At 32.3% G+C, this 16,821-nt stretch carries 19 protein-coding genes; 7 read left to right on the top strand and 12 right to left on the bottom strand.

Annotated features, from left to right (window positions below; genetic code table 11):
* The first annotated feature begins 163 nt into the window (after nucleotides 1-163).
* The 6 genes from trmB to APS56_RS12445 all read left to right on the top strand — a co-directional run bounded on the left by trmB (nucleotide 164) and on the right by APS56_RS12445 (nucleotide 4,741).
* On the top strand, nucleotides 164-838 hold the full coding sequence (gene trmB / locus APS56_RS12420) for a tRNA (guanosine(46)-N7)-methyltransferase TrmB (protein ID WP_054728701.1): 675 nt from the start codon (nucleotides 164-166) through the stop codon (nucleotides 836-838).
* A 2-nt stretch (nucleotides 839-840) separates the two neighbouring features.
* Complete coding sequence (locus APS56_RS12425) at nucleotides 841-1,470, top strand: LysE family transporter (RefSeq protein WP_054728704.1); 630 nt, start codon at nucleotides 841-843, stop codon at nucleotides 1,468-1,470.
* Between the two features lie 4 nt (nucleotides 1,471-1,474).
* Complete coding sequence (locus tag APS56_RS12430) at nucleotides 1,475-1,795, top strand: MGMT family protein (RefSeq protein ID WP_054728708.1); 321 nt, start codon at nucleotides 1,475-1,477, stop codon at nucleotides 1,793-1,795.
* 133 nt (nucleotides 1,796-1,928) lie between these two features.
* Nucleotides 1,929-3,134 carry a tryptophan synthase subunit beta gene (gene trpB, locus APS56_RS12435; protein WP_054728711.1) on the top strand — a complete coding sequence of 402 codons (1,206 nt, stop codon included), beginning with the start codon at nucleotides 1,929-1,931 and terminating at the stop codon, nucleotides 3,132-3,134.
* A 163-nt stretch (nucleotides 3,135-3,297) separates the two neighbouring features.
* Nucleotides 3,298-4,434: an Mrp/NBP35 family ATP-binding protein gene (locus tag APS56_RS12440; RefSeq protein WP_054728714.1), complete on the top strand. Its 1,137-nt coding sequence runs from the start codon at nucleotides 3,298-3,300 to the stop codon at nucleotides 4,432-4,434.
* Nucleotides 4,435-4,501: 67 nt separating this feature from the next.
* Nucleotides 4,502-4,741: a NifU family protein gene (locus APS56_RS12445; RefSeq protein WP_054728716.1), complete on the top strand. Its 240-nt coding sequence runs from the start codon at nucleotides 4,502-4,504 to the stop codon at nucleotides 4,739-4,741.
* Between the two features lie 35 nt (nucleotides 4,742-4,776).
* Here APS56_RS12445 and APS56_RS12450 read toward each other — a convergent pair whose 3' ends face one another.
* The 10 genes from APS56_RS12450 to APS56_RS12495 all read right to left on the bottom strand — a co-directional run bounded on the left by APS56_RS12450 (nucleotide 4,777) and on the right by APS56_RS12495 (nucleotide 15,062).
* Nucleotides 4,777-5,151 (bottom strand): HEPN domain-containing protein, encoded by a 375-nt coding sequence (locus APS56_RS12450; RefSeq protein ID WP_054728720.1) that lies wholly within the window; start codon nucleotides 5,149-5,151, stop codon nucleotides 4,777-4,779.
* 116 nt (nucleotides 5,152-5,267) lie between these two features.
* Entirely contained in the window at nucleotides 5,268-8,798 is a 3,531-nt protein-coding gene (nifJ, locus tag APS56_RS12455) for a pyruvate:ferredoxin (flavodoxin) oxidoreductase (RefSeq protein ID WP_054728723.1), read from the bottom strand.
* Between the two features lie 338 nt (nucleotides 8,799-9,136).
* Nucleotides 9,137-9,487, bottom strand: coding sequence for a 4Fe-4S dicluster domain-containing protein (locus APS56_RS12460; RefSeq protein ID WP_054728726.1), 351 nt, complete (start codon nucleotides 9,485-9,487; stop codon nucleotides 9,137-9,139).
* A gap of 126 nt (nucleotides 9,488-9,613) precedes the next feature.
* Nucleotides 9,614-10,189: an electron transport complex protein RnfA gene (locus APS56_RS12465; RefSeq protein ID WP_054728729.1), complete on the bottom strand. Its 576-nt coding sequence runs from the start codon at nucleotides 10,187-10,189 to the stop codon at nucleotides 9,614-9,616.
* Nucleotides 10,190-10,193: 4 nt separating this feature from the next.
* Nucleotides 10,194-10,799: an RnfABCDGE type electron transport complex subunit E gene (locus tag APS56_RS12470; RefSeq protein ID WP_211259723.1), complete on the bottom strand. Its 606-nt coding sequence runs from the start codon at nucleotides 10,797-10,799 to the stop codon at nucleotides 10,194-10,196.
* Between the two features lie 5 nt (nucleotides 10,800-10,804).
* Complete coding sequence (locus APS56_RS12475; RefSeq protein ID WP_054728731.1) at nucleotides 10,805-11,401, bottom strand: RnfABCDGE type electron transport complex subunit G; 597 nt, start codon at nucleotides 11,399-11,401, stop codon at nucleotides 10,805-10,807.
* 2 nt (nucleotides 11,402-11,403) lie between these two features.
* Nucleotides 11,404-12,414 (bottom strand): RnfABCDGE type electron transport complex subunit D, encoded by a 1,011-nt coding sequence (locus APS56_RS12480; RefSeq protein ID WP_054728734.1) that lies wholly within the window; start codon nucleotides 12,412-12,414, stop codon nucleotides 11,404-11,406.
* Nucleotides 12,415-12,416: 2 nt separating this feature from the next.
* The gene (gene rsxC, locus APS56_RS12485; protein ID WP_054728737.1) at nucleotides 12,417-13,745 is read right to left on the bottom strand and encodes an electron transport complex subunit RsxC; all 1,329 of its coding nucleotides are present in this window, start codon (nucleotides 13,743-13,745) and stop codon (nucleotides 12,417-12,419) included.
* Nucleotides 13,738-14,628 (bottom strand): Fe-S cluster domain-containing protein, encoded by an 891-nt coding sequence (locus APS56_RS12490; protein ID WP_054728740.1) that lies wholly within the window; start codon nucleotides 14,626-14,628, stop codon nucleotides 13,738-13,740. Before APS56_RS12490 ends, rsxC begins: the two co-directional genes overlap by 8 nt.
* 5 nt (nucleotides 14,629-14,633) lie before the next feature.
* Nucleotides 14,634-15,062 (bottom strand): SoxR reducing system RseC family protein, encoded by a 429-nt coding sequence (locus tag APS56_RS12495; RefSeq protein WP_054728743.1) that lies wholly within the window; start codon nucleotides 15,060-15,062, stop codon nucleotides 14,634-14,636.
* A gap of 230 nt (nucleotides 15,063-15,292) precedes the next feature.
* Between APS56_RS12495 and APS56_RS12500 the strand changes: the two genes are divergently transcribed.
* Nucleotides 15,293-15,622, top strand: coding sequence for a 2Fe-2S iron-sulfur cluster-binding family protein (locus APS56_RS12500; RefSeq protein ID WP_054728744.1), 330 nt, complete (start codon nucleotides 15,293-15,295; stop codon nucleotides 15,620-15,622).
* A gap of 161 nt (nucleotides 15,623-15,783) precedes the next feature.
* Here the strand turns inward: APS56_RS12500 and APS56_RS12505 are convergent, their stop codons facing one another.
* Nucleotides 15,784-16,578, bottom strand: coding sequence for a DUF1853 family protein (locus APS56_RS12505; protein WP_054728747.1), 795 nt, complete (start codon nucleotides 16,576-16,578; stop codon nucleotides 15,784-15,786).
* A gap of 28 nt (nucleotides 16,579-16,606) precedes the next feature.
* Nucleotides 16,607-16,792: a hypothetical protein gene (locus APS56_RS12510; protein ID WP_054728749.1), complete on the bottom strand. Its 186-nt coding sequence runs from the start codon at nucleotides 16,790-16,792 to the stop codon at nucleotides 16,607-16,609.
* Nucleotides 16,793-16,821 lie beyond the last annotated feature (29 nt).

The following is a 16,821-nucleotide window of genomic DNA, read 5'->3' on the forward strand; positions in this document are numbered from 1 at the left end:
ATTATTTTTCCTGTTTTTCGTAGAAATTCCAAAGGTACGTATATAAGTGGTTGTTTATATTTCCTTAATATTAAAAAATAGTCAGATATTATTATTCGGGCTTTAAGTTGAAATTATCTATTTTTACCAAAAAATAAGAACAACAAGAAATCAATAATAATTAGTGGGAAGCAAAAACAAACTACGCAGATTCAAAGAAAATGAAACCTTTGCAAATGTTGTTCAACCAACAAGAGACGAATTAGTAAATAGTAATTTCAATTTAAAAGGAAATTGGAATAGCTCTTTTTTTAAAAAAGACCAGCCTTTAGTTTTGGAACTGGGTTGTGGAAAAGGCGAGTATTCTGTAGCATTAGCAAAAAAATATCCTAATAAAAATTTTATTGGTATTGATATAAAAGGAGCTCGTTTCTGGCGAGGAGCTAAAACAGCCGTTGAAGAAAATATTCCTAACGTTGGTTTTCTCCGAACTCAAATAGAACTTATAAATTATGCCTTTGCTTCGCAAGAAGTAGATGAAATTTGGATTACATTTCCAGATCCTCAAATAAAATATAAGCGGACGAAACACCGTATGACAAATGCTGAATTTTTAAAACGTTATAAAATTATTTTAAAGCCTGATGGTGTTGTCAATCTTAAAACGGATAGCGAATTTATGCACGGCTATACACTTGGTTTATTGCATGGATCAGGACATGAAGTGTTATATGCTAATCACAACGTGTACAAGCAAGAAGGCAGTCCAGAAGAAGTTACAAGTATTCAAACCTTTTATGAGTCACAATATTTAGAACAAAACAAGCCAATTACGTATATTCGGTTTAAAATAAAATAGTAGTGGACATTACATTTATCTTTTTTTTAGGCTTTTTTATAGCATTGATAGGGGTCGTTCCACCTGGTTTATTGAATATGACAGCCGCTAAGGTAAGTTTAAAAGAAGGTCATGTTAGAGGTATTATGTTTTCTATTGGCACTTGTCTTATTGTATTGGTACAAACATATTTAGCAACTATTTTTGCACGATATTTAAGTATGCATTTAGAAGTTGTTGAAATTTTGAAACGGGCAGCTCTTGTTATTTTTATCTTGATAACTGTTTATTTTTTATTTATAGCTAAAAGCAAACCACAACAGCAAGTAGAGCCTCAAGTTCGGAGCAAGCATAGTCGTTTTTTTCAAGGTATGCTTTTGTCATCTTTAAATGTGTTTCCCATTCCGTACCAAGCTTATATGACTATTACATTAGCAACTTATGGATGGATGGCATTCGATCAGATTAGCATTGTATCCTACGTAGTAGGTGCTGTTATGGGGACTTTTGTCATGCTTTATATGTATATTTTCTTTTTTGATAAAATAAAAAGTAAAACCTTTACATCTCAAAAAAACATGAACCGTATTATTGGTGGTATTACAGGTGTTATTTCTGTAATTACATTCATTAATATTATTAAAGATTTGTAGAGATATGAAACCAGAAACCTTAAATTTCTTCGATAAAGTTTATGAGGTGGCAAAACAAATTCCTTATGGCAGAGTAACAAGTTATGGTGCTATAGCAAAGTTTTTAGGTGCCACAAAAAGTGCGAGAATGGTAGGGTATGCTATGAATGGTTCTCATGGTAAAGATGTGCCGGCACATCGTGTAGTTAACAGAAAAGGACTTCTTACGGGGAAACATCATTTTGATGGGACTCATTTGATGCAACAACTTTTGGAAAGTGAAGGTGTTAAAGTGGTAAACAACCAAGTTCAAGATTTTGATAACGTTTTTTGGGAGCCATCTTAGAAAGTAATCATATCAGTTAGTTTGTCACGTTCATATCAATTATAAAAAGCAAAAACTTCTGTTTTTCTACTGCTATTTTTTATCATTATTAATTATCTTTAAAACATAAACACAACTTTTATTAATTATACCTATGTCTACAAATTATTTTAAAGAATATCCAAATCAGGAAGGTTTTTATCAAGAGTATGGTGGTGCATTTATTCCACCACAATTAGAGGAAGAAATGAAAAAAATAAATGAGGCTTATTTTGCCATCAGTAAATCTCATAAATTTATTTCTGAGCTTCGGGATATTAGAAAACATTTTCAAGGAAGACCAACACCTGTTTATCATTGCAACAGATTATCGCAAAAATATGGTGGTCAGATTTATTTAAAACGTGAGGATTTAAATCATACAGGTGCTCATAAATTAAACCATTGTATGGGTGAAGCCTTGTTAGCAAAATATATGGGTAAAAAGAAGCTGATTGCAGAAACTGGTGCAGGTCAACATGGCGTGGCTTTGGCAACTGCAGCAGCTTATTTTGGCTTAGAATGTGAAATCCATATGGGTGAAGTGGATATAGAAAAAGAATTTCCTAATGTTCAAAGAATGAAAATATTAGGCACAAAAGTTATTCCTGCAACTCATGGGTTAAAAACTTTAAAAGAAGCTGTAGATAGTGCATTTGGAGCGTATTTAGAAGACCCTATTAATTCTATTTATTGTATAGGGTCTGTGGTTGGTCCACATCCATTTCCAATGATGGTGCGCGATTTTCAACGTGTGGTTGGAATTGAAGCAAAAGACCAATTTTTTGATATGACTGGTGAGTTGCCAGATAGTATTGTGGCTTGTGTTGGAGGAGGAAGTAATGCCATGGGTATTTTTTCTGCTTTTTTAGATGATCAAGAGTGTAAATTATATGGGGTTGAACCAGCAGGCAAATCGTTAGAGAAACTTGGAGATCATGCTGCAACCATGACACTCGGAAAACCAGGTATAATACACGGGTTTAAATGTTACATGCTACAAGATGAAAAAGGGGAACCTGCACCTGTTCATTCTGTAGCTAGTGGATTGGATTACCCTGGAGTAGGACCAGAACATAGTATGTTGAAAGATATGAACAAAGTAAGTTATGAAAGTATATCTGATAAAGAATGTATAGATGCTTTTTTTGAATTAAGTAGGTTAGAAGGTATCATTCCGGCACTAGAAAGTTCGCATGCCGTTGCATATGCTTTGAAGTTAGCAAAAGAAAATCCTAAAAAATCGATTCTCGTTAACTTAAGTGGAAGAGGAGATAAGGATTTAGACTATGTTATTGATAATTATGGGTTACCAGAATGATGGAAATTAATGTATAATTAACCTTATTAAAGAGATAAATCTTCTGATTTGGTCATCTTATTTTTCATCTTTATTGGTTATATTTGCATATTAGAATAATTCTTAATATTTGACCTTGATCCTGAGTTTATTTAGGGTGAGTAAAAATTGAATTCCGATACAAATGAAACTTAACAAACAAGATATATTAAAAGCGTTAGAATCTATAACTGTACCTGGTGAAGGTCAAAATATGGTTGAAAGTGGAGCTGTGAAAAATGTCATCACATTTGGAGATGAGGTTATTGTAGATATTACTATAACAAATCCAAGTTTACAGGCTAAAAAAAGAACTGAAGTTGATATTTTAAAAACCATACATGATCATGTATACGAGAAGGCTAAAATTACGGTTAACGTAAAAGTTGATGCACCTGCCAAACCCAAAGCAAATGTTATAAAAGGAAACCCAATTCCAGGAATACAAAATATTGTAGCAGTAGCTTCAGGTAAAGGTGGGGTTGGAAAGTCTACTGTTACTGCAAACTTGGCTGTATCTTTATCAAAAATGGGCTTTAATGTTGGAGTGCTAGATGCTGATATTTATGGACCATCTATTCCTATTATGTTTGATGTGGAAGCAGAAAAACCTTTAGCAGTAAATATTGGTGGAAAATCAAAAATGAAACCAGTTGAAAATTATGGAGTAAAAGTATTGTCTATTGGGTTTTTTACACAACCTAATCAAGCTGTTGTTTGGAGAGGGCCTATGGCTGCAAAAGCATTAAATCAAATGATTTTTGATGCGCATTGGGGAGATATTGATTTTTTATTAATTGATTTACCCCCAGGTACTGGCGATATTCATTTAAGTATTATGCAATCATTGCCCATTACAGGAGCTGTGGTAGTGAGTACACCTCAAAACGTAGCTTTGGCAGATGCTAAAAAAGGCGTGGCTATGTTTCAACAAGAAAGCATTAATGTGCCCGTATTAGGGATTATTGAAAATATGGCTTACTTTACACCTGCTGAACTTCCAGATAATAAATATTATATTTTTGGTAAGGAAGGCGCTAAACATTTAGCTCAAGATTTACAAGTGCCATTTTTAGGAGATATTCCTCTGGTACAAAGTATAAGGGAAGCCGGTGATGTTGGTCGTCCAGCAGCTTTACAAACCGCTACGCCTTTAGAGCAAGCTTTTGAAAAAATAACCCAAAATGTAGTTCAGGAAGTTGTAAGACGTAATGATGATTTACCACCTACAGAAGCTATAAAAATAACAACTATGGCTGGGTGTTCATCAGTTAAAAAATAAAAACTATCTATTTCGCTCCAAAAACTTCAGAATTTTGGAGTGATTTAAGATAGGTAAAAAATAAAATATGACTTCAGAAGAGATAAAAATTAATGTAGAAAAAGCACTAAACGAAATTCGACCTTTCTTGCAAAGTGATGGTGGCGATATTTCGTTATTATCTATAGAGGATGATAAATTGGTAAGGGTGAAATTGTTAGGTGCCTGTGTTGGTTGTAGTGTCAACCAAATGACGTTAAAATCAGGTGTAGAAATGACAATAAAAAAATATGTACCTCAGATAGAGCAGGTAATTAATGTAAGTTAAATAGCTCTAATAAACAGAGATTAAGATTAGTTTATTTAAATAACTTTTTCCTTTCTAAGGAAAGTGTCTAAATTGTTAGCTATTTCATAACATTTGCTAACTTTTGAAATATCATTACAGAATTTGGTATCGGTATCTTGATTTTTACAGTTAAAATCGGATAGGTTTACTTTTTCAAAACCCTTATTAATTTTTTTACATTGTTCATAAAGACTATCAATAGTTTTATATTTAAAGGTTTCTATACCTTTTTTTGTAAGATAGCCTCTTAAATAATTTTCTATAGCAAATTGCGAATTTTTACATACCAAATAAGTTACAATATCTTCTTCTGGTTTAAATAATTCTTTATCTGCCTGATTTAATTTTTGAGCAGCATCTACTAAATACTTATAGGCATCATTTTCCATAATTATTATTTTTTATAATTAACAAACTTAAGGTGTTTTAAATTCTCCATACCATTAAAAACAGCATGGAGAATTTTATAAAAAAATGATTAATTAAACACCTTGCTTTTAATTAGTTACATGTCTCTGTAAAGTTCCAGTCGTTCCCATTTGGTATTAACTTCTGTTTGAGCTTGTTCTAAAAGTTGATCACCTAAATCTGCATTTTCTTTAACTACTCTCGTAAAACGTGTTTCGTTATACATAAAGTCTTTAAGAGGAAGTGTAGGTGCTTTAGAATCTAAGCTAAATTTCTTGCCTTTAGGTTTAGAAGGATTAAATCTAAACAACGGCCAATATCCGCTTTCTACAGCTTTTTCTTGCTGTGATGTTCCAAGAGCCAAATCATATCCATGCTCACCACAATGAGAGTAAGCAATAATAATAGATGGTCCAGGGTAAGCTTCTGCTTCTTCAATGGCTTTAAGTGTTTGAAGATCTTTAGCTCCTATAGCAATTTGAGCAACATATACATTTTCATAAGAAACAGCTTGTAGTGCTAAGCTCTTTTTACTAGTTCGTTTACCAGATACTGAGAATTTTGCACTTGCGCCTAATGGTGTTGCTTTTGAAGTTTGACCACCAGTATTAGAATAAACTTCGGTATCCAAAACCATAATATTTATGTCTTCACCAGATGCTAAAATATGATCGACACCTCCATAGCCAATATCATAAGCCCAACCATCGCCACCTAAAATCCATACTGATTTTTTACGCAGATATTCGGTAAGTTGAGAAAGTTTTTTAGCTTTTTCATTATCAATACTTGCTAATTTTATTTTTAGTTGGTCGAGATTTTTGAAATTTTCAGCTCTTTCAGTTTCATTTTTTTCAGGATTATTAAGAATTGCTTCTACTAATTCTGTTCCCACTTCATTTTCAATGGATTTGAGAAGGTTAATTGCTATTTCCTGTTTTTTACTTAGTGCTAATTTCATACCTAAACCAAACTCGGCATTATCTTCAAATAATGAGTTTGCCCAAGCAGGTCCTCTACCAAATTCATTGGTTTTATATGGAGTAGTTGGTAAATTTCCTCCGTAAATAGAAGAGCATCCCGTTGCATTGGCAATTATAATACTATCGCCATATAATTGGGTTAATAGTTTTACATATGGTGTTTCACCACAACCTGAACATGCGCCAGAGAACTCAAATAAAGGTTCTAAAAATTGCGAGCCTTTTACATTTGTAATTTGTAGTGCTGCTCTGTTGTAATCAGGTAACTCAATAAAGTAATCCCAATTAATATCTTCAACATTTTCAACCTCAAGTTTTTTGTGCATGTTGATAGCTTTAAAGTTTTCATCTTCTTTACTAACAGCAGGACAAACAGCTACACATAAATCACAACCTGTACAGTCTTGAGGTGATACTTGAAGTATATAGGATTCTTCTTCTTTGTTAAAAGGTCGTCCTTTTGCAGCTGCAGATTGTAATGATGCAGGTGCATTTGATAATTCGTTGTTACTAACTACTTTAGCTCTAATAGCAGCATGTGGACAAATAGCTACACATTTATTACATTGTGTACATAAATTCACATCATCCCAAACAGGAATAGTATCAGCAATGCCACTCTTTTCGTATTGAGAAGTTCCAGTTGGAAAGGTGCCATCAACAGGAAAGGCACTTACAGGAAGTTCATCTCCAAATCCACCAAGAATTTTTTCTAATACTTCCGTTACAAAGCCTGATGGTGCATTATGCATGGCAGTTTGTAACTCTTTTTCACTAGAAACTACTTTTGGATATTCTACCTTATGAAGATTTGCTAAAGCATTATCAACAGCCGTAAAATTCATTTTGACAATACGCTCTCCTTTATGAGAATAAGATTTAACAATAGCATCTTTAATTTTTTTAATAGCGTCATCTTTAGGTAAAACACCAGAGATAGCAAAGAAACAAGTTTGTAAAACAGTATTTGTTCGTTTACCAAGATTTGAAGCATCAGCTACTTTACTTGCATCTACTATATAGAAATTTATGTCCTTATCAATAATTTCTTTTTGTAATCTTTTAGGTAAATAATTCCAGATTTCATCCTTAGAATATGGTGAATTTAAAAGAAAAGTTCCCCCTTGTTTTAAATCTTTAACCATATTGTATTTTTCAATAAAATTGAATTGATGACTTGCAATAAAATCAGCTTTATCAATTAAGTATGATGAATATATGTGGTTAGGGCCAAATCGTAAATGCGAAATGGTTTGTGCACCAGCTTTTTTAGAGTCGTATACAAAATATCCTTGTACATAATTATCTGTTGTTTCTCCAATAATTTTGATAGAATTTTTATTAGCACCTACAGTACCATCAGATCCTAAACCATAAAACATGCAATTAAATGTTTTGCTTTCAATTTTAAACGAGTCATCAATTGGCAAGCTGGTAAAAGTAACATCATCATTAATACCAACTGTGAAATGATTTTTAGGTTTGTCGTCTAATAATTCGTCATAAACACCTTTTACCATTTGTGGTGTAAATTCTTTTGAAGATAATCCATAACGACCCCCAACAATAATAGGCATTTCTCTATTGCTTTCAAGCAATGCTGTAAGGACATCTTGATATAGAGGTTCTCCAACACTTCCTGGCTCTTTTGTTCTATCAAGTACTGCAATTTTTTTAACAGTTTCAGGTAATTCATCTACAAAATGTTTGATAGAAAATGGTCTGAATAAACGAACAAATATAACGCCTACTTTTTCATCGTTTTTCACCATGGCTTCAACAGTTTCTCTTGCAGCACCTTCGCCAGAACCCATAAGTATAATTACGCGCTCTGCTTCAGGATGTCCTTCATAATAGAATAAACTATATTTTCGGCCTGTGTGTTTGTAAAATTCATCCATAGTTTCTTCAACAATACCAGGAACTTTTTCATAATAAGTATTGGCAGCTTCTCTTGCTTGGAAGAAAACGTCTGGATTTTGTGATGTACCTCGTATTACAGGATGATCAGGATCTAATGATCGTTTTTTATGTTCCATAATTTTGTCCTCTGGCATCATTGCAATAATAACGTCATCAGGAATTCCATCAATCTTTGAAATCTCGTGCGAAGTTCTAAATCCATCAAAAATATTTAGAAAAGGAACTCTAGATTTTAATGTCGCTACCTGTGATATGAGTGCAAAATCATGAGCTTCTTGAACTGAACCTCCAAATAACATAGCAAACCCTGTTTGTCTTGCAGCCATAACATCGGAATGATCACCAAAAATAGACAGTGCATGTGTCGCAATGGTTCTTGCTGCTACATGTATAACAGAAGGTAATAATTCACCTGCCATTTTATACATGTTAGGAATCATAAGAAGCAAACCTTGTGAAGCTGTAAATGTGGTGGTTAAAGCTCCAGTCAGTAAAGAGCCGTGTACTGCTCCAGCGGCACCACCTTCACTCTGCATTTCTACAATTCTAGGAATATTGTCCCATATGTTTTTTTCTCCGTTTGAGCTATAAACATCTACGTGTTCTCCCATAGGAGATGCGGGTGTGATAGGGTAAATGGCACACACCTCATTTGTTTTATGAGCAACTTTAGCTACGGCCTCATTAGCATCACAAATTAGTTTTGGAAATTTTTTCATCATTATAATGTTATCTTATTAAATAAATGAAATTCGCAAAAGATAAAATGTAAGTTTTTTGCAAAATTTCTAACTGATTTGACCTAACAAGATTTTTTTTTGAACCAAAACATTAGGTCTTTTTTTTTCAATATTTTATAAAATTAACACCAGCATCCCTTATAGACTATGATAATTATCATGTGAAGGTGTTATTTTTTTAGATATTCAAAAAAAAAGGAGAATATCACTTATACTGAGATTCTCCTTAAAAAAAAGTATAAAATATTAAAGTTTTTCACCTCACTGAACTTTGATATTTTACATAACAAAAAAAAATGTAACTCTTATTATATTAATAGTTATTCAGCGTGAAGCCAAGCTTTTTTCTCTAATAAAGCTTCCTCACTTTCAACATAGTTTTCATCTAATATGCAACAGTCTACAGGGCAGACAGAAGCACATTGAGGTTCGTCATGAAAGCCTTTACATTCTGTACATTTATCTGGTACAATAAAGTAAAAATCTTCGGAGATTGGTTCGTTCATTGCGTCAGCATCTATTTCTTCTCCATTTGGAAGGTTAGTAATTCCACTTAAAGCAGTTTCATCTGCATAAGCCCATTCTTGAGCTGGTTCATAGATTGCATTGTTTGGACACTCTGCAAGACAGGCATCACAGTTAATGCATTCATCGGTTATTATTATCGCCATAATGTTATTTATTTAGATGAGTAAATATAATTTTCATTTTATGATTTAAACATGATTTTTGTCACCTAATGAGTAATAAATGATTTTTTTCTTATTAAGTATTAACTCTAATGTAAATTGTGTTTTTTAAACTAAGGCTGTAAATCCTAAAAAAGCTAAGGATAAAAGTCCAGCAACTAACAAATTAATAGGTACGCCTTTCATACCTTCAGGGATGTTAGCAAGTTCCAACTGTTCTCTAATGCTAGCAAAAACTATTAAGGCTAATGCAAATCCAATGGAGTTTGAAACAGCAAAGAATACAGCTTTGATAAGGCTAGAATTATCCAAGCCTAAGGCTAAAATAGCAACACCTAATACCGCGCAGTTAGTAGTAATTAATGGAAGAAAAACTCCCAAAGCTTGATATAATGGAGGACTTACCTTTTTTAAAATAATTTCAACCATTTGTACTAATGCTGCAATTACCAATATAAAGGTGATGGTTCTTAAATAATTTAATCCAACGGGGACTAATATATATTCGTGTAATAAATAGGTTACCGTAGTGGCAATAGTCATTACAAACAAAACGGCACCAGACATTCCTACAGAAGTAGATACTTTATTGGAAACACCTAAAAAAGGACAAATGCCTAAAAATTGTGATAATACAATATTATTTACAAATACGGCTGCTATGAGTATAATTACATAATCCATACTTTTAAGTAGTTTTAGTAGTTAATTTATTGAAAATTCCAGTTAGATACGCCAAAGCTATGAATGCGCCAGGTGGTAAAATAAATAGTATAAAGGTATTGGCATTCTCTGCTACAAATGACAATCCAAATAAACTACCACTTCCTAATATTTCTCTAACAGCTCCTAAAAGAGTTAGTGCTAATACAAACCCCAATCCCATACCTAATGCATCTAAAATAGAAGCCATAACATTATTTTTTGAAGCAAAAGACTCAGCTCTTCCCAATATCAAACAGTTTACTACAATTAGAGGGATAAAAATTCCCAATTGTTCGTATAAGAATGGAATGAAAGCTTCTAAAACCATTTCAACAATGGTAACAAAGGATGCTATTATTATTATGAATGCAGGAATTCTTACTTTACTCGGTATTTGACTTTTAACTAATGACACCACAATGTTTGACATTAATAATACAAACAATGTTGCAATTCCCATTCCTAAACCGTTAAAGGCTGATGAGGTAACCCCCAAAGTAGGACACATGCCTAAAAGCATCACGAAAATTGGGTTGTCCTTTATGATACCTTTTAAGAAAATTTGTTTTTTATTTATTGTTTCAGCCATAATGATTAATGATTTGGTTGATTGATGACTTCAATATTATTTATAAAAATGTCATTAGCCATTTGTGTAGACTCACTAAATGCTCTTGTGGTTATTGTAGCTCCAGTTAAAGCATCTACTTCACCACCATCTTTTTTTACTTTTAAATTAAATTTGGAAGCATTTTTACCTCTAAATTGTTGTAAAAATGATTCGTCTTTCATTTTTGTTCCCAATCCAGGTGTTTCTTTTTGTTCCAAAACTTCTATGTTTTGAATGGTTCCATCTGTTTTAAAACCAACCATAAGTTTTATCAATCCACTAAAGCCCTTTTCTGAATGACTAATAACAGCAGCACCAACAAATTGGTTGTTTTTAAAAGCGGGATATATTTCAATGCTGTCTTTTGAAAATTCTGTTTTAATTTTAATAAAATCTTCTACGGGGTTATTGTCAAATTCAGGTAATACTAATTTTATAGCATTTATCTTCTTTTCTAATTTTGCCTTCGCTTTTGGTTCAATAGTTAAATCGTTTACAAAACCTAAGGCGAAACCAGAAATAAGTGTTATCAATAAAAGAGATACCACCATACTTAAAAATGTTGATTCTTTTTTACTCATAATTACACGATTTTAGATTTTATTTTAGTTCCAAATCTTCTAGGTTTGAAATACTTGTTGATTAATGGCACAAAAGCATTCATGATTAAAATAGCAAACGAAATACCTTCTGGGTAAGCTCCAAAAAGCCGGATTAATACGGTAATAATTCCTATGCCTAAAGCAAATACAATCATACCTTTTTTTGTCATTGGGCTTGTTACTAAATCTGTAGCCATAAAAAATGCTCCTAGAATGATGCCCCCTGATAATAAATGAATGATAGGATTGGCGTAGTGTTCTGGATCAATAAGCCAGAAAACACCAGTAAAAACTGCCGTTGTTACTAATAATGTTATAGGGATATGCCAAGAAATAACTTTTCTAATTATTAGGTATAGTCCGCCGATAAGTAAAGCCAATGCAGACATTTCACCTAATGAACCTCCCGTAAAACCAAAAAGCATATTTATTGTGGAAGGTATTTTAGTGCTAATTTCAGTCATGGTTTCTCCAAATTGCAAACCCTCCTTAATGACTCCAAGAGGAGTAGCTCCAGTAACGGCATCAATAAGAGTTGTGTTATTTTCAATAGCAGTTGGCCACATTGTCATTTGCACAGGAAATGAAACCAATAAAAATACTCGACCAACTAAGGCAGGATTAAAAATATTAAAACCTAACCCCCCAAAAGACAATTTAGCAACACCTATGGCCACTAAAGAACCAACAATAATCATCCATATAGGTAGGCTTGAAGGTAAATTAAAAGCCAATAAAATTCCAGTGAGTAATGCAGAACCATCAGTTATGGTTACCTCTGTTTTTAAAAGAAATTTCTGGATTAGATATTCAAATAATATACATGAGGACACAGCTATTGCTGTTACTATTAAAGCATTGAACCCAAAAACATAAATAGAGACTAAAAATGCAGGTATTAATGCAATAACGACATCATACATGAGTTTTTTTGATGTTCTATCTGAGTGAACATGAGGTGAAGCTGATACGATGATTGGTTGAGCGCTCATATTTAATTTTTTGCAGTATTTAACTTTTTGACGATGCTTTTTCCGAATCGGATATAATCTAACAATGGTCGATGCGAAGGACATACATAACTACAAGAGCCACATTCAATACAAGTCATGATATCTTCTTGTGATGCTTTTTCATACATGCCTTTTTCTGATAAATTCATTAAAAGATGTGGTTCTAATCCCATAGGGCAAACATATACGCATTCACCACAACGAATACAATTTTTAGGCTCCCCTCTACTAGCTTCATCTTCGGCTATAACTAAAATTCCAGAGGTTCCTTTTGTAACTGGTACGTCAAGATTTTTTATGGCTTTTCCCATCATGGGACCTCCATTTACAATTTTACGGGTTCCTTCTGGTAAACCTCCAACTTCATCAACTAAATCTTTAATAGGTGTTCCAATTTTAACCCAATAATTAGAAGGGTTTTCTAATTTTTTCCCCGTAACAGTTACAACACGTTCTATTAAGGGTTTGTTATGTTGAATGGCTTGATATATGGCAAAAATAGTCCCAACATTATGTACGATAACTCCAACATCTAAAGGCAATCCGTTTTTTGGAACTTCTCGGTTAAGTAAGGCACTTATCAGTTGTTTTTCGCCGCCTTGTGGATATTTAACCTGTAAGGCAGCAACTTTAATTTCTTTTTCTTCAGCAGTAAGTTTTTTAAAAATTTCAATAGCATCTTTTTTATTGTTTTCAATGCCTATAATGGATTTATTAATATGTAAAGCCTTCATTAAAATTTTTATGCCAACTATAATTTCTTTAGCTTTTTCAAGCATTAATCTGTGGTCTGCAGTTAAGTAAGGTTCGCATTCAACGCCATTAATTATTAGGTGATCTAAATTAGTTCCTTCTTTAATACTTAATTTTACATGTGATGGAAACGTAGCACCTCCTAGCCCAACAATACCATAATCGTTTATTTTTTGTAAAATATCCTTCGGTTCTGTTGTTATTTCTGTTTTTAAAGGATAGTCTATGTCTTCAAAATTTGATTCATTTTTAGCATCTGTTCGTATAATAATACATTGTTTTTTATAACCACTAGTGTCAATTATAAGGTCTAACTTTGTAACGGTTCCGGCTACTGGAGCATGTACATTAGAGGAAACAAAACCACCAGATTTAGCAATAACTTGACCTATTTCTACCTTGTCTTTAATATTAACTACTATTTCTGCAGGGATGCCTATGTGTTGTGAAATGGGTACATAAACAACTTTAGGAACTGTCATTTTCTTGATGCCTACAGTAGATGTAATTTTGTTTTCTGTGGGATGAATTCCACCTTTAGGAAATGTTTTAAGCATCAGTTTTCGATTTTTCAGGTTGAACATTTGCCTTAACTTTTGGAGCTGCTTTTTTTACTTTTTTTGGAGGAAAATTAGTTTCTATGATAGAATGGGTTGGACAAACGTCAACGCATTTTCTACATAATGTACAAGCAATGGGGTCAATATATGCCAAGTTATTTACCATAATTACGGCATCTTTTGGGCATATGTCCTCACATTTAGAACATCCTATACATGCTACATCACATGCTTTTTTTGCAATACCAGCTTTATCTTCATTTAAGCAACCAACAAAGATTTTTAAATCTCGCTTGTTTCTAGGCCGCATTTCAATAATGTCTCTTGGACATGCTTCAACGCAAGCACCACAAGATGTACACTTATCTGAAATTATTACAGGTAACCCCGTAGACTCATCCATGTACATGGCATCAAACTTACAAACAGAAACGCAATCCCCATCACCTAAGCATCCGTATTGGCAATCGGTTTCTCCACTATAAATTAATGATGAAATGGCACAGTTTCGAGGGCCTTGGTATTCTGTGGTTTTGGGTCTTACATCACAACCACCTTGACAACGTAAAACGGCTAATGTGGGATCCTTTTCAGCAACTTCTTTACCTAATGCTTCAGCAACAAGCTTCATAACATCATTGCCTCCAACGGGACAGAAAAGGTCTGATATATCTTCTGTGTTAACAAGTTTTTCAGCAAATGCTTTACAACCAGGAGACCCACAACCTGCACAATTAGCGGCAGGTAATAAATCTTCAACCTCTTCAATTAATGGGTTTTCATAAACATAAAATTTCTTAGAAACTATATACAGCACAATGGCTGCAATTATTCCTAAAGAGACTAACAGAAAAACACTATATAAAACAGAATCAGACATATTATTTACGTTTTTAATATGGTCATTTTAAAAGCACTTTTAAAGGTGTTTTTTAAAAAGTAAAGTATTGTATAATAGGGTATTAGTATAAAAATAGACCATAGACCTGCTACCCATTCTTCTAAAAATGTAGAAGTAATTAATAAAGTACAAAACATCAATATAAAAGGAAATATATAAGCCCAAAATACGGCTTTTAATCCCATTGTTTTTTTCAGTACAACATTTACATTTTCATTAATTTTAAAAGAATCAGTTGGGTTTGTAATTTCTATTTCTTTGGTATTAGATTCCGAAATTCCACAGGCTGCTTTTGCACGACACGAAGCGCAATGTACATTCTGCTCTAATGACACAACAACAGAGTTACTGGCTATTTTTGAAATAATCCCAGAATGAACAAATGTGTTTTTATCAGAAATATGTGAACCCATTAATATAACTTTAAAAAAATGATATTGTAAAATTAGTAGATTCAATTATGTAATAATATGATTTATGTTAGGTTTTAAATTTCTGTATTTTTAAATATTTTCAAAGAATTTTATGTTTAATAATTGTGTAATTATCTTATTTACAGATTTTTACATTAGTCTACTAAATTAGTAGGATTTATGCTTTTTTTAAAAATTAATTGCTTATTTTTGCTCACTAAATTTTTAGAATGGCAGATATTACAATAAAAATAACAGATAGAGAGGGGGTAACCCATGAAGTAGCAGCTCCAACTGACATGGCAATGAACCTTATGGAAGTGGTGAGATCTTATGAATTAGTGCCTGAAGGTACTATAGGTGTTTGTGGAGGTATGGCCATGTGTGCTTCTTGCCAATGTTATGTAACTAGTGACACTGAATTGCCTGAAATGAGTGATGATGAAGAAGCTATGCTGTCTGAAGCTTTTGATGTTAAAGATAATAGTCGTTTGGGTTGCCAGATACAAATGACTATGGAGTTAAATGGTCTTGAAGTAGAATTAGCACCTGAAAGTTAAAAACATATAAGTTTTTAATTTAGACTTTTGGTTGTAGGTTTGTTTTAGCAGTGTGTAAACACATTGTATCTGTTATTTTGGGTATTCTATTGTAGAGGTAATTATTTCTTTGTTTTAGGAACAGTTTAATTATACCTTTTAATGTCCGGTATTGTAAGTGACTACCACCAAACTAAGAACATTTTGGTTAAGGTATTATTTTTATATTTTACCCAAAACAAAGGAGAAAAGTTACGTTCAAGATAATTATTTGCATTATTTTTAAAAGTTTCAAAATCTAACCAATTTACTAAAAGGTGAGGAAGTGTTAACCAATCTTTTTTATCAGGAATGTAAAATGTACAATTTTTAAATTCATTGAGTTCATTTGGATTAATGTAAAAACCCATAATACATTTTGAATTTAACATTTTTAGTTTTAAGTTTTTAAGAGTATAGGGAATAAATAATTGTGCTTTAAAATAGACTTCCTGTTTAATGTCTTTTGGCGTTAACTTTAATTGAGTTAAGTAGTTTTCTGTAAAGGGATTATATAAAAGAGGAAGTTGTTTTTCTTTTAATTTACCAAGTTTTTCTATCAGTGAATCTTTTCGGTTAGGTCCAATAAAATGTTCTAATTCAAAAAAGCCACAAGTGTTGTCATATAGATAAAATTTATAAACAATTTCTAAATGAATAGGCTTGCCATCTTTAAACAGTAGGCAATCCAGTTCGCCAAGTGTTGTTTTGTTATTCTGAATTTGAATGTTTTCAGCAATTATAGAAACGTTATGGTGCTGTCCAAGCTCAAAAGTAACTAAGCGTTCTACATATTTTCCAAGTCGAAGTTTTTCATCAATTTCTCTATTAATTCTATTGAATTTTGAATTTATTTCAAATTGTTGCAAACCAAAAATAGCATTATGTTTCCATAAGTAAGGTGTTTTCAAAAAGCCTTCGTACCTCTTTTGTAGCATGAAATCCTATATAATATTATATAAATATTTATCTGTTATTAATTAGTTTTATTTTTTCATTTACCAAATCGATAAAGCCATGTAATAAATATTCTGATATATTGTTTTTTATTTGGTCAATTTTCCAATTTTGAATAGGACCATTTTTAGAATATTTAATATAAATACCACCATAAGCAAGAGTAAATATAAAGATTAAAATAGTTTTTTTCATCTGTTTTGTTTGTCTCGCTATATTAAAAA

This window comes from Pseudalgibacter alginicilyticus, assembly GCF_001310225.1.
GTDB classification, from domain to species: Bacteria; Bacteroidota; Bacteroidia; order Flavobacteriales; family Flavobacteriaceae; genus Pseudalgibacter; species Pseudalgibacter alginicilyticus.

Bases quoted from the DNA above. Each gene is read 5' to 3' on its own strand.
- APS56_RS12430 (WP_054728708.1), top strand. From the start codon at position 1,475: ATGAAACCAGAAACCTTAAATTTCTTCGATAAAGTTTATGAGGTGGCA.
- trpB (WP_054728711.1), top strand. From the start codon at position 1,929: ATGTCTACAAATTATTTTAAAGAATATCCAAATCAGGAAGGTTTTTAT.
- APS56_RS12440 (WP_054728714.1), top strand. From the start codon at position 3,298: ATGAAACTTAACAAACAAGATATATTAAAAGCGTTAGAATCTATAACT.
- APS56_RS12445 (WP_054728716.1), top strand. From the start codon at position 4,502: ATGACTTCAGAAGAGATAAAAATTAATGTAGAAAAAGCACTAAACGAA.
- APS56_RS12450 (WP_054728720.1), bottom strand. From the start codon at position 5,151: ATGGAAAATGATGCCTATAAGTATTTAGTAGATGCTGCTCAAAAATTA.
- nifJ (WP_054728723.1), bottom strand. From the start codon at position 8,798: ATGATGAAAAAATTTCCAAAACTAATTTGTGATGCTAATGAGGCCGTA.
- APS56_RS12460 (WP_054728726.1), bottom strand. From the start codon at position 9,487: ATGGCGATAATAATAACCGATGAATGCATTAACTGTGATGCCTGTCTT.
- APS56_RS12465 (WP_054728729.1), bottom strand. From the start codon at position 10,189: ATGGATTATGTAATTATACTCATAGCAGCCGTATTTGTAAATAATATT.
- APS56_RS12470 (WP_211259723.1), bottom strand. From the start codon at position 10,799: ATGGCTGAAACAATAAATAAAAAACAAATTTTCTTAAAAGGTATCATA.
- APS56_RS12475 (WP_054728731.1), bottom strand. From the start codon at position 11,401: ATGAGTAAAAAAGAATCAACATTTTTAAGTATGGTGGTATCTCTTTTA.
- APS56_RS12480 (WP_054728734.1), bottom strand. From the start codon at position 12,414: ATGAGCGCTCAACCAATCATCGTATCAGCTTCACCTCATGTTCACTCA.
- rsxC (WP_054728737.1), bottom strand. From the start codon at position 13,745: ATGCTTAAAACATTTCCTAAAGGTGGAATTCATCCCACAGAAAACAAA.
- APS56_RS12490 (WP_054728740.1), bottom strand. From the start codon at position 14,628: ATGTCTGATTCTGTTTTATATAGTGTTTTTCTGTTAGTCTCTTTAGGA.
- APS56_RS12495 (WP_054728743.1), bottom strand. From the start codon at position 15,062: ATGGGTTCACATATTTCTGATAAAAACACATTTGTTCATTCTGGGATT.
- APS56_RS12500 (WP_054728744.1), top strand. From the start codon at position 15,293: ATGGCAGATATTACAATAAAAATAACAGATAGAGAGGGGGTAACCCAT.
- APS56_RS12505 (WP_054728747.1), bottom strand. From the start codon at position 16,578: ATGCTACAAAAGAGGTACGAAGGCTTTTTGAAAACACCTTACTTATGG.
- APS56_RS12510 (WP_054728749.1), bottom strand. From the start codon at position 16,792: ATGAAAAAAACTATTTTAATCTTTATATTTACTCTTGCTTATGGTGGT.